Source organism: Rhodococcus sp. G6(2025) (assembly GCF_058628105.1).
On the sequence record NZ_CP179750.1, the window covers coordinates 6,238,524 to 6,261,471 of the forward strand.

The 22,948-nt window shown below is 68.8% G+C and carries 27 protein-coding genes; 16 read left to right on the forward strand and 11 right to left on the reverse strand.

The annotated features are described in order from the left end of the window. The first annotated feature begins 9 nt into the window (after window positions 1–9). The 10 genes from ACLIVD_RS28865 (at window position 10) to ACLIVD_RS28910 (ending at window position 7,310) form a co-directional block, all read left to right on the forward strand. Window positions 10–459 (forward strand): hypothetical protein, encoded by a 450-nt coding sequence (locus tag ACLIVD_RS28865; protein ID WP_037233459.1) that lies wholly within the window; start codon window positions 10–12, stop codon window positions 457–459. A gap of 3 nt (window positions 460–462) precedes the next feature. Then, the gene (locus ACLIVD_RS28870) at window positions 463–858 is read left to right on the forward strand and encodes a VOC family protein (protein ID WP_280779914.1); all 396 of its coding nucleotides are present in this window, start codon (window positions 463–465) and stop codon (window positions 856–858) included. 79 nt (window positions 859–937) lie between these two features. Further along, on the forward strand, window positions 938–2,146 hold the full coding sequence (locus ACLIVD_RS28875) for an inorganic phosphate transporter (protein ID WP_280779913.1): 1,209 nt from the start codon (window positions 938–940) through the stop codon (window positions 2,144–2,146). A gap of 10 nt (window positions 2,147–2,156) precedes the next feature. Beyond that, window positions 2,157–2,423: a hypothetical protein gene (locus ACLIVD_RS28880; RefSeq protein ID WP_105415923.1), complete on the forward strand. Its 267-nt coding sequence runs from the start codon at window positions 2,157–2,159 to the stop codon at window positions 2,421–2,423. 45 nt (window positions 2,424–2,468) lie between these two features. After that, entirely contained in the window at window positions 2,469–2,822 is a 354-nt protein-coding gene (locus ACLIVD_RS28885) for a DUF3349 domain-containing protein (RefSeq protein ID WP_105415925.1), read from the forward strand. A gap of 2 nt (window positions 2,823–2,824) precedes the next feature. Further along, on the forward strand, window positions 2,825–3,124 hold the full coding sequence (locus ACLIVD_RS28890; protein WP_009474690.1) for a DUF3349 domain-containing protein: 300 nt from the start codon (window positions 2,825–2,827) through the stop codon (window positions 3,122–3,124). Then, window positions 3,121–4,266 (forward strand): o-succinylbenzoate--CoA ligase, encoded by a 1,146-nt coding sequence (gene menE, locus ACLIVD_RS28895; protein ID WP_491931046.1) that lies wholly within the window; start codon window positions 3,121–3,123, stop codon window positions 4,264–4,266. Before ACLIVD_RS28890 ends, menE begins: the two co-directional genes overlap by 4 nt. A gap of 170 nt (window positions 4,267–4,436) precedes the next feature. Beyond that, on the forward strand, window positions 4,437–5,351 hold the full coding sequence (locus ACLIVD_RS28900) for a hypothetical protein (protein WP_491931047.1): 915 nt from the start codon (window positions 4,437–4,439) through the stop codon (window positions 5,349–5,351). A 145-nt stretch (window positions 5,352–5,496) separates the two neighbouring features. Further along, window positions 5,497–6,483 carry an ATP-binding cassette domain-containing protein gene (locus tag ACLIVD_RS28905; RefSeq protein ID WP_491931048.1) on the forward strand — a complete coding sequence of 329 codons (987 nt, stop codon included), beginning with the start codon at window positions 5,497–5,499 and terminating at the stop codon, window positions 6,481–6,483. Continuing rightward, window positions 6,480–7,310, forward strand: coding sequence for an ABC transporter permease (locus ACLIVD_RS28910; protein WP_280779908.1), 831 nt, complete (start codon window positions 6,480–6,482; stop codon window positions 7,308–7,310). The genes ACLIVD_RS28905 and ACLIVD_RS28910 overlap by 4 nt, the downstream gene beginning before the upstream one ends. Before the next feature lie 53 nt (window positions 7,311–7,363). Here ACLIVD_RS28910 and tatA read toward each other — a convergent pair whose 3' ends face one another. Genes tatA through ACLIVD_RS28925 form a run of 3 tightly spaced genes read right to left on the reverse strand, consistent with a single transcriptional unit; the run spans window position 7,364 to window position 9,815 of the window. Next, entirely contained in the window at window positions 7,364–7,531 is a 168-nt protein-coding gene (tatA, locus tag ACLIVD_RS28915) for a Sec-independent protein translocase subunit TatA (protein ID WP_012688899.1), read from the reverse strand. Continuing rightward, window positions 7,531–8,205, reverse strand: coding sequence for a Rid family hydrolase (locus tag ACLIVD_RS28920; protein WP_283331036.1), 675 nt, complete (start codon window positions 8,203–8,205; stop codon window positions 7,531–7,533). The genes tatA and ACLIVD_RS28920 overlap by 1 nt, the downstream gene beginning before the upstream one ends. 29 nt (window positions 8,206–8,234) lie before the next feature. Then, entirely contained in the window at window positions 8,235–9,815 is a 1,581-nt protein-coding gene (locus tag ACLIVD_RS28925; RefSeq protein WP_477953467.1) for a flavin monoamine oxidase family protein, read from the reverse strand. A 226-nt stretch (window positions 9,816–10,041) separates the two neighbouring features. Between ACLIVD_RS28925 and ACLIVD_RS28930 the strand changes: the two genes are divergently transcribed. Both ACLIVD_RS28930 and ACLIVD_RS28935 read left to right on the forward strand, forming a co-directional pair. Continuing rightward, window positions 10,042–11,556 (forward strand): APC family permease, encoded by a 1,515-nt coding sequence (locus ACLIVD_RS28930; protein WP_283352866.1) that lies wholly within the window; start codon window positions 10,042–10,044, stop codon window positions 11,554–11,556. Next, entirely contained in the window at window positions 11,556–12,299 is a 744-nt protein-coding gene (locus ACLIVD_RS28935; RefSeq protein ID WP_280779905.1) for an IclR family transcriptional regulator, read from the forward strand. The genes ACLIVD_RS28930 and ACLIVD_RS28935 overlap by 1 nt, the downstream gene beginning before the upstream one ends. A 9-nt stretch (window positions 12,300–12,308) precedes the next feature. Here ACLIVD_RS28935 and ACLIVD_RS28940 read toward each other — a convergent pair whose 3' ends face one another. Further along, window positions 12,309–15,560, reverse strand: coding sequence for an AfsR/SARP family transcriptional regulator (locus ACLIVD_RS28940; RefSeq protein WP_491931049.1), 3,252 nt, complete (start codon window positions 15,558–15,560; stop codon window positions 12,309–12,311). Between the two features lie 76 nt (window positions 15,561–15,636). On the opposite strand from ACLIVD_RS28940, the gene ACLIVD_RS28945 reads away from it, so the two are divergent. Continuing rightward, a complete protein-coding gene (locus tag ACLIVD_RS28945) occupies window positions 15,637–16,506 on the forward strand; it encodes a 1,4-dihydroxy-2-naphthoate polyprenyltransferase (RefSeq protein ID WP_280779903.1) in 870 nt (289 codons plus the stop codon). Between the two features lie 12 nt (window positions 16,507–16,518). Here ACLIVD_RS28945 and ACLIVD_RS28950 read toward each other — a convergent pair whose 3' ends face one another. The 4 genes from ACLIVD_RS28950 to ACLIVD_RS28965 all read right to left on the reverse strand — a co-directional run bounded on the left by ACLIVD_RS28950 (window position 16,519) and on the right by ACLIVD_RS28965 (window position 18,563). Next, window positions 16,519–16,899 (reverse strand): phage holin family protein, encoded by a 381-nt coding sequence (locus ACLIVD_RS28950; protein ID WP_009474702.1) that lies wholly within the window; start codon window positions 16,897–16,899, stop codon window positions 16,519–16,521. A 60-nt stretch (window positions 16,900–16,959) separates the two neighbouring features. Further along, on the reverse strand, window positions 16,960–17,526 hold the full coding sequence (locus ACLIVD_RS28955) for a Clp protease N-terminal domain-containing protein (protein ID WP_477953462.1): 567 nt from the start codon (window positions 17,524–17,526) through the stop codon (window positions 16,960–16,962). Window positions 17,527–17,532: 6 nt separating this feature from the next. Next, the gene (locus ACLIVD_RS28960) at window positions 17,533–17,748 is read right to left on the reverse strand and encodes a hypothetical protein (RefSeq protein WP_005258323.1); all 216 of its coding nucleotides are present in this window, start codon (window positions 17,746–17,748) and stop codon (window positions 17,533–17,535) included. 62 nt (window positions 17,749–17,810) lie between these two features. Further along, complete coding sequence (locus ACLIVD_RS28965; protein ID WP_491931050.1) at window positions 17,811–18,563, reverse strand: lysophospholipid acyltransferase family protein; 753 nt, start codon at window positions 18,561–18,563, stop codon at window positions 17,811–17,813. A gap of 127 nt (window positions 18,564–18,690) precedes the next feature. Between ACLIVD_RS28965 and ACLIVD_RS28970 the strand changes: the two genes are divergently transcribed. Continuing rightward, complete coding sequence (locus ACLIVD_RS28970; RefSeq protein WP_105415944.1) at window positions 18,691–19,236, forward strand: GNAT family N-acetyltransferase; 546 nt, start codon at window positions 18,691–18,693, stop codon at window positions 19,234–19,236. On the opposite strand, the gene cds1 is transcribed toward ACLIVD_RS28970, so the two are convergent. Both cds1 and ACLIVD_RS28980 read right to left on the reverse strand, forming a co-directional pair. Beyond that, window positions 19,224–20,333, reverse strand: a complete 1,110-nt coding sequence (cds1, locus tag ACLIVD_RS28975) for an L-cysteine desulfhydrase Cds1 (RefSeq protein WP_283331029.1) — start codon at window positions 20,331–20,333, stop codon at window positions 19,224–19,226. The genes ACLIVD_RS28970 and cds1 overlap by 13 nt on opposite strands. After that, window positions 20,330–20,707, reverse strand: coding sequence for a DUF4229 domain-containing protein (locus ACLIVD_RS28980; RefSeq protein ID WP_009474707.1), 378 nt, complete (start codon window positions 20,705–20,707; stop codon window positions 20,330–20,332). Before ACLIVD_RS28980 ends, cds1 begins: the two co-directional genes overlap by 4 nt. Before the next feature lie 187 nt (window positions 20,708–20,894). Between ACLIVD_RS28980 and ACLIVD_RS28985 the strand changes: the two genes are divergently transcribed. Next, entirely contained in the window at window positions 20,895–21,122 is a 228-nt protein-coding gene (locus ACLIVD_RS28985) for a BldC family transcriptional regulator (RefSeq protein WP_005252019.1), read from the forward strand. A gap of 178 nt (window positions 21,123–21,300) precedes the next feature. Then, window positions 21,301–21,504, forward strand: a complete 204-nt coding sequence (locus ACLIVD_RS28990; protein ID WP_009474708.1) for a hypothetical protein — start codon at window positions 21,301–21,303, stop codon at window positions 21,502–21,504. 47 nt (window positions 21,505–21,551) lie between these two features. Here ACLIVD_RS28990 and ACLIVD_RS28995 read toward each other — a convergent pair whose 3' ends face one another. Continuing rightward, window positions 21,552–22,874, reverse strand: a complete 1,323-nt coding sequence (locus tag ACLIVD_RS28995; RefSeq protein ID WP_283331028.1) for a MinD/ParA family ATP-binding protein — start codon at window positions 22,872–22,874, stop codon at window positions 21,552–21,554. Window positions 22,875–22,948 lie beyond the last annotated feature (74 nt).

A 22,948-nucleotide genomic window follows, 5' to 3' on the forward strand; every position in this document is an offset into this window, starting at 1 on the left:
CTGACCCACATGAGCATCGACCGCGAGCTCCCCGCACCGGAACATCGTCGTCCGCCCGGAGTGAGCGACGACACCGTCGCCGCGCTCGGGAAGTTGTCGGAGGCCCTCGAAACGGTCGAGCGTGCCCGCGGGCACCTCTACTCGTTCCATCAGCTGATCGGACACGCCGACCTTCAGCTCGGCGAAGCCGTCGACGCGCTCCGCGACGCGGGACACGCGGCCGTCGCGGACCGGGTGCAGTCCGAACTCGTGGGACGCAACGTCGTCGAGGGCCGATGGACGTTCCAGCTCGTCGAGGAGTTCGACGACCACTACTGGTCGCCGCTGCGCGAGCACGAACGTGGCGCACGTCACGAACTCGCCGACGGACGACGGCACCTGTTCGAGGCGGAGATGAAGGAAGATCGACGCACACACGGCCGGACGGGACACGAAGCCCGGCCCGGCGAAGGAGGGTGACGGGTGGAGATCCTCAGCAGCAGGACGATTCTGCGGCCGCGCGACTACACGACGACGCTGAGCTTCTACCGCGACATCCTCGGACTCGCGACCGCCCGCGAATACCCCGGGGGCACGGTGTTCTTCGCCGGTCAGGGCCTGATCGAAGTGGCCGCGCACGGCGGAACCGGTGAGTCGTCCTCCTTCGACGGCGCCCTGTGGCTGCAGGTTCGCGACCTCACCGCGGTCCAGACCGAGCTGGTTCTCGCCGGGGTGAAGATCGACCGCGAGGCCCGGCAGGAACCGTGGGGACTGTTCGAGATGTGGATCGCGGACCCCGACGGAATCCCGATCGTTCTGGTGCAGATCCCGGAGGATCACCCCATCCGCCGCGACTCCCGTCCGAAGGGTGAGAACTGACGGAAGGCCATACGCAGGAGTGATCCTGTACACCGGACGTCAGCTGTACATTTTCGGTTGAAATCCGCACAATCTGGGTGTGACCGCAGAGCTCGTAGTTCTCCTGGTGGTGGTCGTCACCGCCCTCGCTTTCGATTTCACGAACGGCTTTCACGACACCGGCAATGCAATGGCCACCTCGATCGCGACGGGAGCTCTGCGACCCAAGGCCGCTGTCGCGCTCTCCGCATCGTTGAATCTGGTCGGCGCGTTCCTGTCCGTGGAGGTGGCGGCGACAGTCGCCAAGGGTGTGGTCAATCTGGGAGAAGTGGGCGGCGAGGATCTGCTGCTCATCGTGTTCGCCGGCCTGGTCGGCGGCATCATCTGGAACCTGGCGACGTGGCTGCTGGGCCTGCCGTCGAGCTCGTCCCACGCACTGTTCGGCGGACTGATCGGTGCAGCCATCGCGTCCATCGGCATGAGCGGTGTCGAGTGGGGCGGCGTGCTCAGCAAGGTCGTGGTTCCCGCCGTCCTCGCCCCGGTGGTCGCAGCACTGGTCGCCACTGCGGGCACCAAGCTGGTCTACCGGATTACCTCCGGCGTGCCCGAGGACACCAAGGAGCACGGGTTCCGCATCGGCCAGATCGGTTCCGCGTCCCTGGTGTCGCTGGCCCACGGAACCAACGACGCCCAGAAGACAATGGGCGTGATCTTCCTCGCACTCGTCGCGCACGGAAGCCTGTCCGCAGACGACGAGATGCCGTTCTGGGTGAAGCTCAGTTGCGCCATCGCCATCGCGCTCGGCACCTACCTCGGCGGCTGGCGCATCATTCGCACGCTCGGCAAGGGACTCGTCGAGATCGCCGCTCCCCAGGGCATGGCCGCGGAGTCGTCGTCCGCCGCCATCATCCTGACGTCCAGCCACCTCGGACTGCCGCTGTCCACGACACACGTCGCAACCGGTTCCATCCTCGGCACCGGTCTCGGCCGCAAGGGCGCCGAGGTCCGCTGGGGCATCGCCGGGCGCATGGCCGTCGCGTGGCTGGTCACGCTGCCGTCCGCGGCGATCGTGGGAGCCGTGTGCTGGGTCATCGCCCACATGATCGGCGGTCTGCCCGGTGTTCTCATCGTGTTCGCCGCCCTGATCCTGCTCGCCGGGTTCATGTACCTCCGCTCCCGCCTGCAGCCGGTGACGTCCGGCAACGTAAACGCCGAGTGGGAGTCGGGCGACGCCGACGTTCCCGCCGAACCCACCGAACCGGGTGTGGCCGAGACCGCGGACTCCGCCGGTCCCGCCGCGAACCGCTGAGGGGCTCGCTATGACACTGCTCACCACCACCGTCAACTCGCTCTGGCAGGTCATCCTCGTCGGTCTGCTGTTCGGTGCCGGCCTACCCGCGATCTTCGCACTCGGACTGCGCTCGCTCGGCGGCACGGACACCGGTGAAGGAGTCTCGCAGCCGACCGTCGCAGGCCGGATCGGCGCCTGGGCCTGTTTCGCCGTGGTGCTGATCGCGATCATCACTGGGATACTTCTCTTGATGCAGGGCTTTTTGGCCAGCAGCTTCGGTATCCACATCTTCTGAGCGGCGACCACGAGTCCCGTTCCATCGACGAAAGAAGCCGAACGCGTGCCCAAGAATTCACTTCGCTCCGTGCTCGACTGGCTACGCGCCGGGTACCCCGAGGGAATCCCGGCGAAAGACCATTTCGCGTTGCTGGCCGTGCTGCGTCGCCGTCTCACCGACGAGGAAATCGAACAGGTCGTCGCGCTGTCCATCGAGACGGCCCACGAGACACCCGAACGCCACGTCGACTACGACAACATCCGCCGCCTCATCAGCGAGATCACCCACGAGGAACCCTCCGAAGAGGACGTCGCCCGGGTGACGGAGAACCTCGAGGCCGGAGGGTGGCCGGTCGGACCCGACGCCGAATGCGGCGACGGTTCCGGCGACGGGGAAGAAACCCGCGACGCAGGCTAGCCATGAGCCTTCCACCGTTTCTCTCCTCCATCATCGGCTGGCTGCGAGCCGGCTACCCCAACGGCGTACCCGAGCAGGACTACATTCCGTTGTTCGCGCTGCTCACCCGCCGGCTGTCGGAAGACGAGGTGGACGCCGTCGCCGACGCCCTCGTCGAGGAGGGCGACATTCCCATCGAGAAGACCGACATCCAGGTGCTCATCACCAAGGTCACCGACGAGTTGCCGCTGGAGTCGGACGTCGACCGGGTGCGCAGCAACCTCGCCGCCGGCGGCTGGCCGCTGGCCGGGCCCGCCCAGTGAGCGAACTGCAGGTCCTGCCCGTCCCGTCCGGTGTCGGGGTTCTCGGCCTCCTGCCGCAGCTGTCGGCGATCCTCGACGGAACCGCCCCCGCCGCGCTGCCCGTCCCCGCCGCGGACGAGCGGGAGACCCGGCGACTGACGGACGCACTGCACCCCGGGGAGCCGATCGACGACGGTGTCGCCCTCGTGGTCGCGACGTCCGGGACGACGGGAGTGCCGAAGGGGGCCATGCTCTCCGCGGCCGCACTCCGCGCGAGCGGTGACGCGACGCACGCGCGGCTCGGGGGTGCGGGCTCCTGGCTGCTGACGCTTCCCGCCCACCACATCGCGGGCATGCAGGTGTTGCTGCGCAGTGTCCTCGCCGGCACCGAGCCGGTGGTGATCGACGTGACCGACGGCTTCGACCCCGGTTCACTGCCTGCCGCAGTCGCGTCGATGAGCGGCCCCCGCCGCTACACCTCGCTCGTTCCGACCCAGCTGGTCAAGGCCCTCGACCACCCCGACGCCGTGGCGTCGCTGGCCGCACTCGACGCCGTCCTCCTCGGCGGAGCCGCCACCCCCGCCCCCGTCCTACGTCGCGCAACCGACGCCGGCATCACCGTCGTCCGTACGTATGGAATGAGCGAGACGTGCGGTGGATGCGTATACGACGGGGTGCCCCTCGACGGGACCCACGTACGGATCGACGGTGACGGCCGTGTCCTCCTCGGCGGACCCATGCTCGCGTCCGGTTACCGCGGACTCCCCGACCATCCCGCGTTCGCCGAACCCGGCTGGTTCCGCACCGACGATGCCGGCGCCGTCACCGACGGCGTCCTCAGCATCTCCGGCAGGCTCGACGAAGCCATCTCCACCGGCGGTCTCACCGTCGTCCCGCAGGTGGTCGAAGCGGCTCTCGTCGCGCACCCCGGCGTCCGGGAATGCGCGGTGATCGGCCTCCCCGACGAGCGACTGGGGCGCCGCGTCACCGCCGTCGTCGTCGCCGAGCCCGGCACCGCACCGACACTCGCCGAACTCCGCTCCTTCGTCGAACGCACCCTCGACCCCACCGCCGCCCCCCGCGAACTGCACCTCGTCGACACCCTCCCCCTCCGAGGTCCGGGGAAGATCGACCGGCGCGCGCTGGAATCGCGGTTCGGCTAGCGGGTCCGCCCGTCTGCGGAGACATTGGCCAGATGCGCCCGCAATTTCCGCGCGTCTGGCCAAAATCCACGCGGATGCTGTTGTCCACAAGTCGAGCTCTATCCACAGGCTCCGCCGAAATCCCAGGTGAGCGAACCGATCACCACTGCGGGGTGGGGCACGATGTCGCCATGAGCGACGACGTGATCTTCCGACGCAGAGCCTTGGCCGACGGTTTCACCGACTCCGAGATCCGGCATGCACGCGATTCCGGGCGTCTCGTGCGAATCGCGGCGGGTGCGTACGTTTCCGACGAGCACTTCGCCGCACTCGATGCGCCTGCGCTGCATCGGGCCCGCATTGCGGCGGCCCTGCAGTCGCGCCCACCCGGCGTCGTGGTGAGCCACACCTCTGCGGCACTGCTGCACGGCATGGACCTCGGCGACCTTCCATTGGAACGGGTGCATCTGACGAGGAACCACGCCTCCGGTGGTGGCCGAACCACGGGAGTCCACGTCCACGCCACACCGTTGGACGCGTCCGACGTCGTCACCCTGGGCGGGCTGGCGGTCACCTCCCCCGCCCGGACTGTGGTCGACACCGCACGCATCTCGACGTTCGACCAAGCCGTCGTCATCGGCGATTCGGCGCTGCACCGTCGACTCGTCTCGCTCGACGAGATTCTGGACGAGGTCGGCCGGGCGGGACCTCGCAACGGCATCGCGACGGCGCGGCGGGCAGCGAGTTTCCTCGACGGTCGCAGCGAGAGCCCGGGGGAATCGCTGAGCCGCATCCGGATCCGCCAGCACGACCTGCCGTCTCCCGAACTCCAGCACGTCCTCCACGACGGCACCGGTGTCTTCCTCGGCAGAGTCGATTTCTTCTGGAGAGAATTCGGCGTGGTCGGGGAGTTCGACGGTATGGGGAAATACGGCGTCGACGGTGGCCAGGCGGCAGTGGCGGTCCACCGCGAGAAGCTCCGGGAGGACGCGATCCGCGACGCCGGGTACGAGGTCGTCCGGTGGACATGGCGCGACCTGTTCGACTTCGCTGCCGTCAAGGCGCGCTTCGACATGGCTTGCGCGCGTGCCGGGCACCGGCGCTGACAGACGTTTGCTGAGACATTCGCCGGATTCCGCCGCAATAGCCCTGATTCCCACCAGTGTCTGAATCCGCAGGACAACGGCGTCCGCAAGCCCGTGCAAGAGGCGTGCAAGCCCGCTGCAAGGGGTGGGCTGCATCGTCTACGGCATGAACCTCACTGCAACTCCCCCAGCCATCGAGGCCGACGGGCTCGTGAAACTCTTCGGCCGTCAGCGCGCCGTCGACGGCGTGAGCCTGTCCGTCCCGACCGGGTCGGTGTACGGAGTGCTCGGCCCGAACGGCGCCGGCAAGACCACGACGGTGCGGATGCTTGCGACGCTGTTGCGTCCGGACGGCGGCGAGGCCCGCATCTTCGGCCACGACGTGGTGCGCGAACCCAACGCGGTGCGCTCGCTGGTCGGTGTCACGGGCCAGTACGCGTCCGTCGACGAGGACCTGTCGGCGGTCGAAAATCTGGTGATCTTCGCCCGGTTGCTCGGTCTGAGCCGGGGCGATGCCCGCCGCAAGTGCACGGAACTGCTCGAGGAGTTCGACCTCACCGAGGCGGCGACGAAGCCGCTCAAGAATTTCTCGGGCGGCATGCGGCGACGTCTGGACCTGGCGGCCAGTCTGATCGCCCATCCCCCGCTGCTGTTCCTCGACGAGCCGACGACGGGTCTGGACCCTCGGACGCGCGCCCAGATGTGGGACACCATCCGCAGGCTGGTCGCGGACGGGTCGACGGTGCTGCTCACCACGCAGTACCTCGACGAGGCGGATCAGCTGGCCGATCGGATCGCCGTCATCGACCGCGGAAAGGTGATCGCGGACGGCACGGCCGACGAGTTGAAGGCGTCCGTGGGCGTCTCCTCGCTGCAGTTGACCCTGGTCGATCGCGGGCAGACCGACGACGCGCGGTCGGTGATCGCCCACACCCTCGGTGTGGAGGTCGCGATCACGCCGGAGATCGGCCGTCTCACCGCGCCGGTGACCGATCCGTCGCTCACCGTGGAACTGTTGATCCGGTTGCGCGACCACGGGATCGCCGTCGACGAGATCACCGTCCAGAAGCCGAGTCTCGACGAGGTCTTCCTCACCATCACCGGCCACGGCGCAGACGGCACCGAGGCCGACACCGAACGGAGCGTCGCATGACCACCACCCTCGAATCCCGCACTCACGCGGGCCCCCGACCGATTCCGGAGGCCCGGAACCGGATCAGCCTCGAGCAGTCCGTCGCGAACACGCTGACCATGGCGTACCGGGGACTGCTCAAGATCAAGCACAACCCGGAGCAACTGTTCGACGTCGTCGTCCAGCCGATCATCTTCACGTTGATGTTCACGTACATCTTCGGTGGCGCCATCTCCGGCGACGTGGCGTCGTATCTGCCGATCATCATCCCGGGCATCCTGGTCCAGACGGTGATCACCACGTCGATCGTGACGGGCACCCAGTTGCGGGAAGACATGGACAAGGGCGTCTTCGACCGCTTCAAGTCCCTGCCGATCGCCCGCATCGCGCCGCTGTCCGGTGCGCTCCTCGCCGACGTCGTGCGGTACGGCATCGCCACGACCATCACGTTCGCCGTCGGTATCGCGATGGGGTACCGGCCCGGCGGCGGTGTCGTCGGGGTGGTGTCGGCCGGCGCGCTCGTCATCGTCTGCGCCTTCTCGATCAGCTGGATCTTCGCCCTGATGGGTGTCCTGATGAGCAAAGCGTCGTCGGTGCAGGGCATTTCGATGCTCATCCTGTTCCCGCTGACGTTCATGTCGAACGCGTTCGTGCCCGCCGACACGATGCCGGGCTGGATGCAGGCGTTCGTGAACGTCAACCCCGTGTCGCACGTCGTGACCGCGGTGCGTGAACTCGTCAACGACGGCCACTTCGGTGTCCACGTCGTGTGGTCGCTGCTCGGTGCCGCCGTGATCGTCGCGATCATGGCACCGCTGACGGTCCGGACGTACATGCGTAAGGCCTGACACCCGAAGAACGAAGCGAGCCGGTGGACGCGGGGTCCACCGGCTCGCTTCGCCTATTTCTCCGGTTCGGGGGCGTCCGCCTGCAACTCCCCCACCTCGGTCTTGAGGATCCGCATCGAGCGGCCCAGGCCGCGGGCGGCGTCCGGAAGTTTCTTCGACCCGAACAGCACCACGAGCACCACCGCGATGATCGCCCAGTGGCTCGGGCTCAGCGCCCCCACTACTGGGGCTCCTCACCGTCGGGGTACACGGCGTCCACCTCGACCTCGACGAGCCAGCCCGCGGCGGGCAGGCTCGCGACCTCGAGCGCGAACCGGCTGGGACGCGCGGAGTTCCGTTCCATCGGCGCGGCCGGTTCCGCGGTGCCGAGCGGGACCAGTTCGGTGTCACCGGTGCCGAGGTTGGTGTTCGCAAAGAACTGCCGGTAGGCGCGGTTCCAGCCGGCGTAGTCGGCGCGGTCGGTGCCGGGGGCGTTGTCGAGGAACACCCGCATGGTCACGACGTCCTCGAGCGTCAGCCCCTGTGCCTCGAGATTGTCGCGAATCCGCTTCAGCGCGTTGATTCCCTGCGCTTCGGTGATCGTGACTCCGGCCGGGAGTGCGCCGCCCGCGAACACGTCGGTGTCGATGTACGACTCGGGGGTGCCCTCGGGTGCGGCCTTGTTGGACGCGCCCGGGCCGATGCCGCTCGACTTGTAGACGGCGGTGCCGCCACCGATGGCCACACCCTGCGCGATCATCGGATTCGCCTCGCCGGCTTCGAGAACGGACTTCGACACGAACGTGCTGCCGGGCGCTTCCGCCGCCGCCTCCTCGGAGGAGCACGACGTCGCCCCGGCGATCAGAGCGGACGCTGCGAGCGCGGCGGTCACGGCCTTGGTACGAAAAGACTTCACAGTTCACAACTCCTTGTTCGAGGGGAAGGTCAGGCTTCCTGGGCCACGCGCTCGTGGAGGTGGGTGACGACGTCGCGGGCGGACGTCAGGGCGCCGTGCTGCCACGCGATCGCGTTGGACAGGTGGTCGCCGGCGAAGTAGATCTTGTCGACGGGTTCGAGCAGCTTCTCGTACTCGGGAGTGGCCGCCCCGCCGTGCGAGCCGCCGCTGCCCGCCCAGTTGGCCCAGGCACTCTCGGAGTACTTGGTGCGCCGCCAGCTGCCTGAGAACGACGAGGAGATGTCGCGGGTGTACTTCTCGCCGTGGATCTCCGAGCCCTCCGCGATCGCCTTGGCGAGCCGCTGGCGGTGGGTGAGGGACTCGAACGCTTCCTGACGCTTGCCGCTGCTGTAGTAGGCGACGACCACGCCCCGGTCGGAGTTGTAGTGGTCGTACGGGAACATGATCTGCGAGATGTCCTTGTCGGTGTTGGATGCGCCGCCGTAGATGCGGTCCTCCGTCTCCCACCACCGGCGCGAGTACTCGATGCCGAGCTTTCCGGACGACGACGGCTTGGCCGCCTTCAGCGCGGTGAGCACGTCGGCGGGCAGATTGTTCTGCAGTCGTCCGATGAGGTGCGGCGGGATGGTGCAGATCGCGTAGTCGGCGGTGATCGACTTCTTCGCGCCGCCGGCGGTGTATTCGACGGTGACGCCCTCGGACACGTTCTTCATCGACGTCACCTCGGCGCCGAAGACGATGTTGTCGGTGCCGATCCGGTCCTGGAACGCGTAGTAGATCCGGTCCATGCCGCCGACCGGGGTGAACATCATCATCGCCTGGTCGTAGCCGAAGTCGAAGCTGAAGTTGCGGCCGATGCCGCTGCGGATCACTTCCTGCATCGCGAACGGCTTCTTCTCGGTGCCGAAGTTCAGGCCGGCCCCGGGCTCGGAATCGTATCCGCGACGGGAGGATCCGAGGTAGCGTCCGTCGTCGGACAGGTCCCCGAAGTCGCTGAGGAACTCCGACAGCGCGTCCTTGTCCTCCCGGCTCAGCACCTGGTCCAAGGCGCCCTGATCGGTGGCCTTCTTCAGCAGCTCCGACATGTAGCCGAACGTGTCGGCCTTCGCGGCCCGGTACGTGACGGACTGGCCCGACAGCGACGTGTCGCTCTGATAGTTCACGAACGTGTTGGCGTTCTGGTTTCCGAAACCCTGGATCTCGACGCCGAGTTCGCGGCAGTAGTCGAGCGTGATGTGGCTCTGCGGGATGCGGGTGGCGCCGACGTTGTAGAAGTGCCCCTCCGAGAACGTGCATTTCTGCGTCTCGCCGTTCAGGTCGGTCTCCTCGGTACCGCCCCGGGCGGTCCAGACGCGGCCACCGGGCCGGGTGCGAGCTTCGAGGACCGTCACCGTGTATCCGGCCTTCTGCAGTTCGAACGCCGAACACAGGCCGGCGGGGCCGCCGCCGAGCACGACCACGGAGTGGCTGCCCTTCACCTTCCCGATCAGGTCGCCGGCCGCGAGCGGCTGGAACGCGCGGGCGGGAGCGGCGGTCGACGGTGCGAGCCCGAGCGTCGACATCGCGCCGTACGCGAGTCCCGCGCCCCCGGTGGCCCCGAGGCCCTTCATGAAAGATCTACGTGTGAATGCCAATTCGCGCTCCCATTCTTGCGCCCGGCGACCCGGGTAACTTGTCCGGATTCATCCTGGGAGGAACGCGAGTCGGGAAGTTGTCGGCAGCGAAACAGTCTGAGGCCGGCGAGCGAGAACGGACGCGGGCCGTTCTCACTCCCGAAGCGGAGTTCGACCCGAAACCGAAACTTTTCGGCAACACGACCCGGCTAGTTTCACGCGCATGTCAGCCCTTTCCGACGCCATCGCGCGTTCGTTCGCCACCGGCGAGCCCGAACGTCAGGCCGTGTCGCCGCTGCGTGCGCTGGGCCGGCGGCAGTTGTCGGGCTTCGAGGTTCTCGCCCAGTCGGTGGCCACGACGGCTCCGGCGGTGTCGATGGTGGTCCTGCCCGTCACCATGTTCACCCACCAGATGCTGCTGAGCGGTCTGATCACGATCGTCGTCGCCACGGTGGTGGTGTCCCTGATCGCGGTGTGTGTCTCGCAGTTCACGCGACGCATGGCGGCCGCGGGCGGCCTCTACAGTTTCGTGTTCCAAGGCCTCGGCACGCGTGCCGCGCTGACCGCCGGGGTCGCCATGCTGACCAAGTACGTGGGCAGTGCGGTGATGACGCTGTACCACGGTGGCCAGGCCGTGATCGCGACGCTCGGCTTCTTCGGGCTGGAATTGCGCGAACCCGCCGAACGTCTCCTCGTGTACGCCGGGATCGCGATCGTGATCCTCGGCTGCCTGGTCCGCGGGGTGCGGTTCGCGGCCCTCGCCATCCTCGCCGTCGAATCGTGCTCGTTGCTGTTCATCGTCGGTCTGATGATCGTGACCGGTGCGGGCGGCCAGCACGCCGCGGTGCCGCCGTCCGATTCCGCGTACGGGCCACTGCTCATGACGCTGGCCGCGGTGTTCGCCCTGGCCGGCTTCGAGAGCGCCACGTTCTTCGGTCCGGAGGCCAAGCGCCCGCTCGCCACCGTCACCCGCACCGTGATGCTCACGCCGATGATCTGCGGCGGCCTGTTCATCTTCTCGGCGTGGGCCGCGTGGTCCGGTCGCACGGATACCCTGGTCAATGCGTATCTGCACGGCACCGGCACCGGGGTCGACCCGGCCGTGGTGATCGCCCTGAACCTCGGGTTGGGCACGTCGTGGCTGGCGTCGGCGATGGCGTCGTCGAATGCCGCGTCGCGCCTGCTGTATTCGATGGGGATCGAACGAGTCGTGCCGCGTCTGTTCGCCCGGGTGCACCGGAGCTACCGCACCCCGTACGCGGCGCTGGCGGTCATCGTGTGCGCCGTGTGCGTCGGTGCCGCGACATTCGCCGTCGTCGGCAAATCGACCGGATTTTCTCACGTGCAGTTGATCGCCAGGACCGCGGTGGTCGCGGCGTACGTGCTGGTCGCCGTGGCGTCGGTGCGGTTCCTCAGCCGCATCGGGGAACACACCCCTCTCGTCCTGGCGGCGGGAGTCGCGGGCAGCGCCGCCGGCGGAATCGTCCTGGCCTACATGCTGTTCGTGAACGTGGCCCACGGCTTCGCGATGGTCCCCACCGTGGTGCTGACCCTGTTGCTGTCGGGTTCGGCGTGGCAGGTGTACCTGCGATGGCGCCACCCGGCGAGTCTGCGGTCGATGGGTGTGTTCGACACGGCGGAAACGGATGATGTGCTGCCGGGAGCCGGCGTGTTCGCCACGGACGCCGCCGGAAACCTCGCGTTGACGGCGGCTGGACGTACCCCCGGGTCCCGGTGATGGGCGCCCGAGCGGGGGAGATCGCGGGCCACGAACCACGCGCCGTGCAGAAGGCACTCGCCCTGCTCGAGGCCGTGGCTCAGCTCGGGTCCGGGGCGACCGCGCGAGACATCGCCGCACACGCGGGGATCCCCCAGGCCACGGCGTACCGGCTGCTCAATCTCCTGACCGCCGACGGCTATCTGGTGCGGATCGCCGACCTGTCCGGGTTCGCACTGGGCCGAAGGACCAGACAGCTCGCGGGGGCGGAGGCGGCACCGGACCCGGTCGACCACCACGCCGTGCTCGAGGAACTGCGGGGGCAGGTGCGTTTCGGGATCCATCTGGCGTCGTTCACCGGCGGCCGGGTGCGACTGATCGACCGGGACCCCGACCACGAACTCAGCGGCGAGAACACGATCGCCGCGCACCTACACGCGTCCGCCATCGGCAAGATCCTCCTCGCATCCCGTCCGGACCTGGTGCCGCCGAGTCTGCGCCGGGTCACGTCGCGGACCGTCACCGACATCGCCGCGCTGCGGGGCGAACTCGACGCCGTCCGTCACACCGGCTCGGCCCGAGAGGTCGACGAGGTGCGGGTGGGCCGCAGCGCCGTCGCCGTCCCGGTGCACGATGCGCAGAACGCGGTGGTTGGATGCCTTGCGGCGATCGGCAAGACCGGACGCCTGGCCGTCGACGATCCCGAACTCACCGACCTCCTGCGATCGTGTGCGGCCCGGGTGAGCGGCCGGGTCCCTGCCTGAGGCCGGCACTCACCTCGAACCGGCGAGCATGTCCAGGATTTCGGCGCGCACCGCGCGACGCGACCAGCCGCCGAACCGCTTCTGCGCCGCCTCCCAGCGGTCCTCCCCCACGCGCTCGACTGCGAACGCGACGTGCCGGGGGTGTCGCAGCGACGCGATGTCCTGCCGGGCCCGGGCCCGGACCGACAACGCCAGCAGGGCGAGGCCCCGATCCTGGTCACCGGCAGCGAGTTCGAAGCACCCCACACCGGCCGCGACGGTTCCGGTGACCGGCAGATCCTGGTAGGCATCCTGTCCCAGCCTCGACAGCGCCGCCTCCGCGAGCTTCGGCACGAACTCCATCATCATCTCCGACCGGCCGTGCAGTACATGTGCGCACACCACCGACGCCGCCAGCATCATTCCGAACGGGTCGGCGTACGGCTCGGACAGCATCCGGGGATACACCACGTCCAGCGCCTCACGGTATCGGGCGAGCCCGCGTTCGACGTCGCCGTCCGCGAGATCGATTTCCGCGAGACTGCCGGTGGCGGCGGCCCGCCATTCGTCCGGCTGGTGGTCGTCGGTCCCGGTGCCCGCACCGCGATGCTCGAGTACCGTCTCGGCCAGCACCTTCCGGCCGGCCTCCACCTCACCGGCGGCGATCAGCGCGGAGGCCTGGAAGCCCCACAGCTGATCCGCCTCCTCCTGCGCACCCAGCTTCCGCATGCCCTCGACAGCATCCTGATAGTGCCGCACCGCGTCCCGGTACTCACCGGACTGGCTCTGCAGTGAACCGAGGAACTGCGACGCCATCGCCGTGCCCCACACGTCACCGATCGCCCCGCACAGTCCGGACACGGTCGTGGCATCCTTCATCGCGCCGCGGAAGTCGCCGAGGTTCTCCCGCATGCTGGCCCGCGCGGAGAGGGCGGCCGCGCGGGTCTCCGGATCCTCGGACCGCACGCCTTCCGCGACGATCCTCGCCAGCCGCCGACTCGAACCCAGCGACAGGATGAGCCGCACCGCGAACCCGGTGACCGACGGTAGGTCGGGGCGCTCCCGGAGCACGTGACGCAGCCGGATCCGGGCACGGGCGAGCGTGCGTGTCTGGCCACCGAACACCAGGTGCATCGCCGCGAGCAGGAAGGTGTACGCCACCAATTCCGAACCGACGTCCGTCAGGTCGGCGTCCGCCGTCGACCCGAGAATCCGCGGGGTCCAGTTCATCACTTCCGAGTGCGCACCCCGGATGGCCCACAGGCCGCCCAGCACCGGGAACACGGTCGCCACCGTCTCGGCGTCGTCGCGCTCGACCGCCCACCGCAGGACCGCGAGCAGGTTGTCGTGGTCGGCGTCGATGTCGTCCGCGAGCGCAACCTGGTCGGCGCGGCACCGGCGGAGCGCCTCGGACGCGAACTGACTTGCCCAGACTCCTTGGCGAGCAAACACTTCCGTCCCCTCGCCGGCCGCCGCGAGCTGTTCCTCGCCATACTCGCGCACCGTCTCGAGCATGTAGTAGCGCAGCGTGTCCGACGTCTCCGATACGGACAGCAGGGATTGGTTGACGAGGCCCTCGACGGCGTCCACGACATCGTCGACGCCGTCCCACTCCGCGATCGTCCGGGCGGCGTCGAGGGTGAACCCGGCCGGGAACCGGCAGAGTCTGCGCAGCGCGATCTGCTGCTGCTCACCCAGAAGCTGCCAGCTCCAGTCGATGACGGCGTGCAGGGTGCGGTGCCGCTCGGGCGACGTCGGGTCGTGGGATCGCAGTAGCGCGAACCGGTGCTCGAGCCGTCGGCCGATGTCCTCGACGCTCATGCTGCGCACCCGGGCGGCGGCCAGTTCGATCGCGAGCGGGAGACCGTCGAGGGTGCGGCAGACGCTGCGCACCGTCTCCGGGTCGAGGCGCGCGGTGGGCCGCACGGCGCGAGCCCGCGCCGTGAACAGTTGCACGGCGGGCGCATCGTCGTCGTCGATCGCGAGCGGCGGCAGCGGGTACACGGCCTCGGACGCGAGCATGAGGGGTGACCGGCTGGTGGCGAGGACGGTCAGCTGGTCGCCGGCCGCCACCAGGTCGGCCACGACCTCGGAGCACGCGCCGATGACGTGCTCACAGTTGTCGAGGATCAGGAGCATCGGCCCCGCCGACAGCGCTTCCCGGAGCCGTTCCCGCGCCGAGTGGACGCGGCTGACGGTGAGCCGGCCCGGCGCGATGTCGACCTCGCTGAGCCCGAGCGTGCTGCTGATCGCCGCGACGACGTCCTCGCTGCTGCGCAGCGACGCGAGTTCCACCAGGGCCACCGACGTCCCCGTGGCTGCCCGCGCACCCAGTTCGTGCGCGAGTCGCGTCTTGCCGGCACCGCCGGGCCCCAGGATGGTCACCACGCGCGAGGACGTGAGCGACCGCTCGATCTCGGCGATGTCCGAGTCGCGTCCCAGGAGGGCGTTGGGTGCCGCGCGGAGCCCGATCGCCGTCCGATCCGGCGACACGAGGTGCGGAGCCGCCACGGCACCGGGACGTCCGCCGCGCAGGATCTCGGTGTGCAGAGCGACGAGCGCGGGCGACGGATCGGCCCCCAACCGGGACACCATCCGCTTGCGGAAGGTCGCGAACACGTCCAGCGCCTCGTTGTCCCGCCCGAGCCCGGCGAGCGCCCGCATCAGGTGCGCGTGCCCCTGCTCGTCCAGAGGTTCGGCGGCGACGTGGGCCAGCGCCTTCGGGAGGGCGGCGTCCCAGTCTTCGACCGCCACCAGCGCCGCCAGTTCCGCGGCCTCGAGTCGCCCCCGGACCCCTGCGGCATCGGCAGCGAGTTCCGTTGCGGCGGCACCGCCCGGAAGGTCCGCGCCCGGGTCGCCCCGCCACAACGCGAGGGCATCGCGGATCTCGTCCGGCCCGACGCTGCGACCGTTCCCCCGGCCCTGCAGCCGGCGTACCACGTCCTCCGCGCGCGCCAGATCGACGGCATCCCTGGGCACCGCCAGCCGGTACCCGGCCGGGCCGATCTCCAGCGCTCCGTCCGGCAACGCCGCGCGCAGACGGGAGACCTGCGTGTGCAACGCATTCATCGGGGACCGCGGCGGATCCTCGCCCCACACCTCGTCGATGAGGGCCTGCGCCGACCGGCTCCGGCCGGGATCGCGGGCGAGAGCGACCAGCAGGCTGCGCGCGCGGGTGCCGGGCAGCGGCGCGAGCACGCCCGATCGCCACGTCGATATTTCACCCAACAACGCGACCTGGATCGGTGTGCTTGCCGGTGCCACTCTCTCGTCCACGCTCATGTGCTGGTCCACCGCGTTCGATGGTATTGCACGGCGTGGGTGCGGGCGTATTCTCGCACGGTGCAAAGATCGGTGCATGGCAACGGCTGCTCAATGGATCGAAGGCGCTCGTCCGCGCACCCTCCCGAACGCGATCGCCCCGGTGCTCGTGGGCACCGGCGCCGCGGCGTCGCTCGGCGGCGCGGTGTGGTGGAAGGCAGTACTGGCACTGGTGGTCTCTCTCGCGTTGATCGTGGGCGTCAACTTCGCCAACGACTACTCGGACGGGATCCGCGGCACCGACGACGAGCGGGTGGGCCCGCTGCGGCTCGTCGGGTCCAAGCTGGTGAAACCGTCGGCGGTGAAGGCTGCGGCCATCGCCTGCTTCGCCGTCGCCGCGGTGGCCGGTCTGGCCCTCGCCGCCACCACCGCGTGGTGGCTCGTGCTGATCGGCGCCCTCTGCATCGTGGGCGCCTGGTTCTACACCGGCGGCAAGAAGCCGTACGGGTACAGCGGGTTCGGCGAGGTCGCCGTCTTCGTGTTCTTCGGTCTCGTCGCCGTGCTGGGCACCCAGTACGTGCAGGCCGAGACGGTGGACTGGGCCGGTCTCGTGTCCGCGATCGCCGTCGGTTCGTTCTCGAGCGCGGTTCTCGTCGCCAACAATCTGCGGGACATTCCCACCGACACCGAGTCCGGCAAGCGCACGCTCGCCGTCCGGCTCGGCGACTCGCGTACCCGAATCCTGCATCTCGTCACGCTGACGGTCCCGTTCGTCGTGACGCTGGTCCTGGTGCTGCGCACCCCCTGGTCGCTCGTCGGACTGCTCGCGCTGCCTCTCGCGGTCCGGGCGAACGCGCCGGTCCGCTCCGGCGGCCTGGGCCTCGCACTGATTCCGGCGCTTCGGGATTCGGGGCTGGCGATGCTGATCTGGGGCGCCGCCACCGCCGTGGCCCTCTCGGTCGCCTGAGCGGCCGCCCGGTCAGTCGCCGTCCGGTAGGACGATGCCGAGGATGAAGTTGACGATCGAGATGATCAGGCCTCCCCACACGGCGGTCCAGAAGCCGTCGACGGTCAGGCCGTAATCGGTCTGGGAGCTCAGCCATGCGGTGAGCAGCAGCATCAGGGCATTGATCACCAGGGTGAACAGGCCGAGCGTCAGGATCAGCAACGGCAGCGACAGCAGCTTCACCAGTGGTTTGACGAAGATGTTGACGACGGTGAACACCGCCGCGATGCCGAGCAGCACCACGATGTCCCATCCGGTTCCGTTGCCCGAACTGGAGATGTCGATGCCCGACACCCAGGCTGCCGCCAGCCAGATCGCGAACGCGTTGATGACGAGGCGTACCAAGAAGGTCATGGGTGCATGCTGGCACACCGTTCGGACAAACGGGAACCGGATAACCCGGGACCGGGAGGGTCAGGCGGCGCGGTCGTCGAGTGCCGCGTGCACGCGACGGCGGAGTTCGCCGACACCGACCTGGACCTCGAGGATCTCCCGCGTCGTGCCGTCGGCCACTCGCAGCACTCCGAGGAAGATGTGCTCGGCGCCGATGTGATCGTCCTTGCGCGCCAGCGCCTCCCGCAGTGACAGTTCGATCGCCTTCTTGGCGTCGCGGGTGAACCCGATGTGCCCCGACTTCCGGCCGAACCACCCGCGCTTCTCCGACGGCTCCTCGGGATCGAGGACGCCCTTGCCGAAATTCTGCTCGAGGCTCTGACGCACCGCGTCGAGGTCGATGCCGATCGATTCGAGCGCTTCCGCGTCGGCGTCGCTCAACGCCGTGCCGCGCGTCGCGACGGTCGATCGCGACTTCTCCTCCTCGATGCCGGCGTCGACGAGGATGCCGTGGACGGGTTCGGTTTGCACGGACAGCAGCGCGAGCACGAGGTGTTCGGGCCCGATCTGGGGCGACTTCAGTGCGCGCGCTTCCTGTTGCGCGCCGATCACCACGGCCCGGGCGTCCGTCGAGAATCGTTCGAACATGCGCCGTTACCTCCCTCTCCGGTTGTGCTTCTGATGGACGGCCTGCCTGCTCACCTCGAGGGAGTCGGCGATCGCCTGCCAGGACCAGCCCTGGGCGCGGGCGTTGGCGACCTGGATGGCCTCGAGCCGTTCGAGGAGACGCCGCAGCGCACGCACGGCCCGCAGCCCCTCGGCGGGGTCGGGGCTGCCCGCGGCTGCGGCGAGCGTGGTTGCTTCGGTCATGCATGTCAATTTAGGTTGACACCGACCGGGTGTCAACCCTACTTGACAGATCCCGGGGGCCGTCAGTACGCGGCGACCGCCCCGTCGACAGCGATCTGCAGTTCCTTCTGCACGACGTGGGCGATGTCCATCGGCTTCGCCGGGAGGTCGAACAGCGGTTCCCCGACGAAGACGCTGGCCGACTTCACGTTCTCGGGGTCGGGCCCGTGGGCGTCCGGCCCGTAACTGAGGCCGATGGACAGCAGGACGGGTGAGACTCCGCGATCCGCCGCACGTTTCGCGATGTGACCGATGCCGCTGTTGATGTGCTGCAGGCGGGTCGGGTCGCCCTCGTTGCACGTGCCCTCGGGGAAGATTGCCAGGTTGTCACCGCGACACAGCCGTTCGGCGGAGATGTCCATCATGAGCCGGCCCGCGTCGGCGACCGCCCGGAGTCCGTAGTTCTTGCTGCGGAACACCGGGATGCCGCCCATCATGTCGACCTTCTTGTGCAGGTCGGGGTCGACGAACAATTCATCCTTGGCGAGCACCCGGGTGCGTCCGATCGCGCGGCGCAACGGCGTGTTCCATGCCGTGGCCGCAAGCGTGTACTGATCGCTGTGGGTGATGTGATTGGTGGCGACGATCAGCACCCTGCCGGACTTCACCAGCCCCGCCAGCTGCGCCTTCGCGTCGTTCGCGTACACGACCCGCGGCCGGTACTTCGCATACAGCGACGCGTACGCCAGCTTGGCGAGCATTCGATTCTGCTGATGGTCGCGGTAGTACGCGTACACCGCTTCGTAGTTCTCGAGAGTTACCTCGGGCTTGTCCATCCTCGTCCCCGCTCCGTCGTCCTATCGCCAGGCTACCAACCTACGGTTGCGTAGCCTACGGTGGAGTAAGTTTTGGGAAAGTGCAGGGAAACTGTGCGAACAGCACGATTTCGGGTACAAAAGACCTGTGATCCGCCCGGCCATTTCCACCGACCTGCCCGTTCTGCAAGACATCGAAATCGCGGCGGGTGCGCCGTTTCGTGACATCGGAATGGACGCCGTCGCCGACGATCCCCCGTTCACACTCGACGAGTTGACCGAATACCTCCAGCTGGAATGCATTTGGGTTGCGGTCGACGCAGACGATGCCCCGGTCGCATACGCACTCGTCGCCGTGGTCGACGGGGCCGCCCACATCGAGCAGGTGTCGGTCCACCCCGGCCACGCCCGCCAAGGGCTCGGCGCCCTGCTCCTCGACGAGATCTCGTCGTGGGCGGCCGTCCGCGGACTGCCCGCCCTCACCCTCACCACGTTCGTCGACGTCCCGTGGAACGCCCCCTACTACGAGCGGCTGGGTTTCCGCCCCTTGCCCGAAGACACCCTGACCCCGGGTCTGTCGCGCATCCGCGCCGACGAGGCCAGGCACGGCCTCGCCGCATGGCCGCGGGTCACGATGTCCCGCCCGGTGACGGCGCCGGTGCGGACCGCCGCGACCGCGCCTCAGCCGGGCTGACCGGGCCACTCCCCGGTCGCCGCGAAGCGGTCGAGCACCGCGGCCGGACCGGTGAGGTCGATACCCTCCCCGGCCACCCAGTCGTCGTCGAAGTAGGTGTCCGCGTAGCGTTCGCCGCCGTCGCACAGGATCGTGACCACACTGCCGGACCGTCCGGCCGCGAGCATCTCCGCGACGACGGTGAACGCACCCCACAGGTTCGTGCCCGTGGAGCCGCCGACCCGGCGGCCCAGCACCGAACTGGCGTGCCGAGCGGTCGCGATGGACGCGGCGTCGGGCACCCGCATCATCCGGTCGATGACCTGCCCGACGAACGACGGCTCCACCCGCGGCCTGCCGATGCCCTCGATGCGCGAGGGCATCCCCGTCGCGTAGTCGCAGGAGTTGGTGTCGTAGCCGCCGAAGAACGCCGAGTTCTCCGGATCCACCACGAGCAGCCGGGTCGCGTGTCTGCGGTAGCGGATGTACCGGCCCAGCGTCGCGCTGGTGCCGCCGGTGCCGGCGCTCATGACGAGCCACTCCGGCACCGGGTGCTCTTCACGAATCATCTGGTGGTAGATCGACTCGGCGATGTTGTTGTTGCCCCGCCAGTCGGTGGCCCGCTCCGCATGCGTGAACTGGTCCATGAAGTGACCGCCCGTTTCCGCGGCGAGCCGTCGGGCCTCGCTGTAGATCTCCGGCGGCCGGTCGATGAAGTGGCAGCGACCGCCCTGCGCCTCGATGAGGGCGATCTTCGCGCTGCTCGTGCTGCGCGGCATGACGGCCACGAAGTCGAGTCCGAGCATCTTCGCGAAGTACGCCTCGCTGACGGCCGTGGACCCCGAGGACGCCTCGATGACCGTCGTCCCCTCGGTGATCCATCCGTTGCAGATCGCGTAGAGGAACAGCGACCGGGCCAGGCGATGCTTGAGGCTGCCCGTGATGTGGGTCGACTCGTCCTTCAGATAGAGCTGCACACCCCATTCGACGGGCAGCGGGTACCGCAGCAGGTGTGTGTCGGCGCTGCGCTGCGCGTCGGCGTCGATGAGGCGGACGGCGTTGTCCACCCAGTCACGCGGAAAGCTCCGGTCGATGACGACGCAGTCGCCGTCCGTCACCGGGACGTGCCCTCACCGCGGAGCCTGGCACGCAGGTCGGCCTGGTCGGCGCGACGCTGCGCGTCGAACGCGGCGATCCCCTCGTTGACCCGCCGGCGGAGTTTCGCGAACAGCAGCAGCGACAGCGGGAGGGCGATGAGGACCGCGAAGATGGCCGCGACGAGCAGCGGCACGGCGACTCCGACGAGTGCGGCCACCCCGAGGATGATGGCACCGATGACGACGACCAGCAGTAGCCGGGCGATCGAATAGATCGCGACGTCGCGCGCCAGCTGCCCCTTGGTCACCCGCCCGTCCGGCTTCGCCGGTGCGCTCGAATCGGCTGCGACGGGGCGCTCGACCTGGTCTTCTGGCTTCTCGGATGACTCACTCACGCCCCCAGGTTACCCATCGCCGAGGCCACCCCTCACACGTCCGACTTATCCGATTTGTCTATTACCTCCCCTTTACCAACATTAGATCGTTCGAGTACCCGGGGTGCCAGATGTCACGATGACCGAGTTCAGTCGCAACAGCGGCCGGCTTCAGCACAGACCAGTCGAAAGCAGTGGAGGACCGTCGATGAGCGCACCCACCTACAACGGACCCGGATTCAGCGGATCCAACGAAGCCCTCATGACCCCGGGCCAGGTGGCTGCCCTGTTCCATGTCGACCCGAAGACCGTGACGCGATGGGCGCACGCGGGCCGGCTCGGATCGCTGCGCACCCCCGGCGGGCACCGCCGCTTCCGCGAGGCCGAGGTCATGCAGCTGCTCCGCTCCCTCACCACGGAGGCGGGCCGACCCTGACGCTGGGCGGGCCGACCCTGACGCTGGGCGGGCCGACCCTGACGCTGGGCGGGCGGCCGTAGGGCTGACCGCGACCGCACTACCCGGGACGCACTGCGACCGGGTAGATGCCCTCTGCCGCCGACGCGGCTACGCTCAGGGATACCGGCTACCCTCGAGCGGTGTAAGGAGGTGCGCGGTGATCTATCTGTTGGCACTCATCGGGCTCGTGACAGTGGCGGTCCTGCTCTGGAAGGCATTCGGCCCGAACACCAGGCCCGTGCTCAGCAATCGGGTGCAGGGACCCGACGACGATCCGGATTTCCTCTGGAAGGTGGATCGGGAGACCCGTCGGAAGAAGTCCGACGAACCCGAGGCCGGTCCGGCGGACCCCGCCGGGTGAGCCGAAGCCGGGGTGCCGGTCGATCCGGCACCCTCGGCGTCATTGCCTCAGCGACGATCCTGTAGCGCGAAACTGGACGCCGGGAAGTCCGACGCCACCGCGGCCGCCAGTTCGAGAAGAGCGGTGCGCGTCTTGGGACGCAGCCGCTCGAGTTCGATCTCGGCGCCCTCTTCGAGGTGCGGATCGAACGGAATCAGCCGGACCAGGCGGCACCGCTGCTCGAAGTGCTCGACGACCTTCGGCAGATCCACCTTGCCCGACCGTGGTCGGACCGCGTTCACGACGGCCACCGACCGGGACACGAGTTCGCGGTATCCGTGGGCGTCGAGCCAGTCGAGGGTCGCGGAGGCGCTGCGGGCGCCGTCGACGGAGCCCGAGCTGACCACCACGAGCGCGTCGGCCTCTTCGAGGATGGTCTGCATGGCGGAATGCATCAGTCCGGTGCCGCAGTCGGTGAGGACGATGCTGTAGAACTTCTCGAGCATCGTGACGGTCCGCGAGTAGTCGTCCGCGCTGAACGCCTCCGACACCGCCGGGTCGCTGTCGGACGCGAGCACCTCGAGCCGGTGCCGGCTCTGCGACGTGTAACTGCGGACGTCGCTGTACTTTTCGATGCTCTGCTCGTCGCGCAGCAGATTGCGCACTGTGGCCGGGGTCTCGAGGGGAATCTTCTGACTGAGCGTGCCCCGGTCGGGGTTGGCGTCGACGGCGATGACGCGGTCGCCGCGCAGTGACGCGAACGTGGAGCCGAGGGTCGCGGTGGTGGTGGTCTTGCCCACTCCGCCCTTGAGGCTCAGCAGCGCGATCTTGTAGCACCCCTGCAGCGGCTGGTTGACCTGCTTGGTCAGCTCGATCCGACGCTGTTCCTTCGCGCTGTTGCCGACGTTGATGTAGCGGCCGGACAGTTGGTACAGCGCCTTGCGCCACCCCGTGGTGGGGGCCGGCTTGACCTGCTTGAGGAGCAGCGACGTCGACAGGTCACGCGCCGACACCGCGTACTGCTGATCGGCATTCGTGTTGTTCGGGCGGGGATGCTGGGGCGCGTGCTGGACCGGCGCCTGCTGCGGCGGCGTGAACGTTCCCTGAGCGGGCGCCTGCTGGGGAGCCGGAGTCTGCTGCGGGGCCGGGGCCTGCTGAGGGGCCGGGGCCTGCTGCGGGACGGGAGCGGTAGCCGGGGCCTGGGTCTGCGGCCGCGCGGGTGCGGCGGAGGGGGCCTGGGCACCGGGCTGCGCGAACGGGTTGGGACCCTGCGGCTGAACGTACGGGGCCTGCCGCGCGGCGTTCCACGCGGCGGCCGATGCGTGGTCGTCCCCGGGCGGATTCGATGCAGGCCGTACCGGCTCCCACATGCCGGCGTTGTTTTCGGACATGGCTGAACATCCCCCTCGTGAAGTCTCCATCGTCTCCACCGAATCACACCGGTCGGAGACGTCGCGGCGGAAGG

Excerpts from the sequence above, each read along its gene's own strand:
- ACLIVD_RS28950 (WP_009474702.1), bottom strand. The coding sequence starts at position 16,899 with ATGACCTTCTTGGTACGCCTCGTCATCAACGCGTTCGCGATCTGGCTG.
- ACLIVD_RS28865 (WP_037233459.1), top strand. The coding sequence starts at position 10 with ATGAGCATCGACCGCGAGCTCCCCGCACCGGAACATCGTCGTCCGCCC.
- ACLIVD_RS28945 (WP_280779903.1), top strand. The coding sequence starts at position 15,637 with ATGGCAACGGCTGCTCAATGGATCGAAGGCGCTCGTCCGCGCACCCTC.
- ACLIVD_RS28985 (WP_005252019.1), top strand. The coding sequence starts at position 20,895 with ATGAGCGCACCCACCTACAACGGACCCGGATTCAGCGGATCCAACGAA.
- ACLIVD_RS28955 (WP_477953462.1), bottom strand. The coding sequence starts at position 17,526 with ATGTTCGAACGATTCTCGACGGACGCCCGGGCCGTGGTGATCGGCGCG.
- ACLIVD_RS28940 (WP_491931049.1), bottom strand. The coding sequence starts at position 15,560 with ATGAGCGTGGACGAGAGAGTGGCACCGGCAAGCACACCGATCCAGGTC.
- ACLIVD_RS28995 (WP_283331028.1), bottom strand. The coding sequence starts at position 22,874 with ATGTCCGAAAACAACGCCGGCATGTGGGAGCCGGTACGGCCTGCATCG.
- ACLIVD_RS28905 (WP_491931048.1), top strand. The coding sequence starts at position 5,497 with ATGAACCTCACTGCAACTCCCCCAGCCATCGAGGCCGACGGGCTCGTG.
- ACLIVD_RS28900 (WP_491931047.1), top strand. The coding sequence starts at position 4,437 with ATGAGCGACGACGTGATCTTCCGACGCAGAGCCTTGGCCGACGGTTTC.
- ACLIVD_RS28965 (WP_491931050.1), bottom strand. The coding sequence starts at position 18,563 with ATGGACAAGCCCGAGGTAACTCTCGAGAACTACGAAGCGGTGTACGCG.
- ACLIVD_RS28880 (WP_105415923.1), top strand. The coding sequence starts at position 2,157 with ATGACACTGCTCACCACCACCGTCAACTCGCTCTGGCAGGTCATCCTC.
- ACLIVD_RS28930 (WP_283352866.1), top strand. The coding sequence starts at position 10,042 with ATGTCAGCCCTTTCCGACGCCATCGCGCGTTCGTTCGCCACCGGCGAG.
- ACLIVD_RS28890 (WP_009474690.1), top strand. The coding sequence starts at position 2,825 with ATGAGCCTTCCACCGTTTCTCTCCTCCATCATCGGCTGGCTGCGAGCC.
- ACLIVD_RS28910 (WP_280779908.1), top strand. The coding sequence starts at position 6,480 with ATGACCACCACCCTCGAATCCCGCACTCACGCGGGCCCCCGACCGATT.
- ACLIVD_RS28925 (WP_477953467.1), bottom strand. The coding sequence starts at position 9,815 with ATGAAGGGCCTCGGGGCCACCGGGGGCGCGGGACTCGCGTACGGCGCG.
- ACLIVD_RS28960 (WP_005258323.1), bottom strand. The coding sequence starts at position 17,748 with ATGACCGAAGCAACCACGCTCGCCGCAGCCGCGGGCAGCCCCGACCCC.
- ACLIVD_RS28935 (WP_280779905.1), top strand. The coding sequence starts at position 11,556 with ATGGGCGCCCGAGCGGGGGAGATCGCGGGCCACGAACCACGCGCCGTG.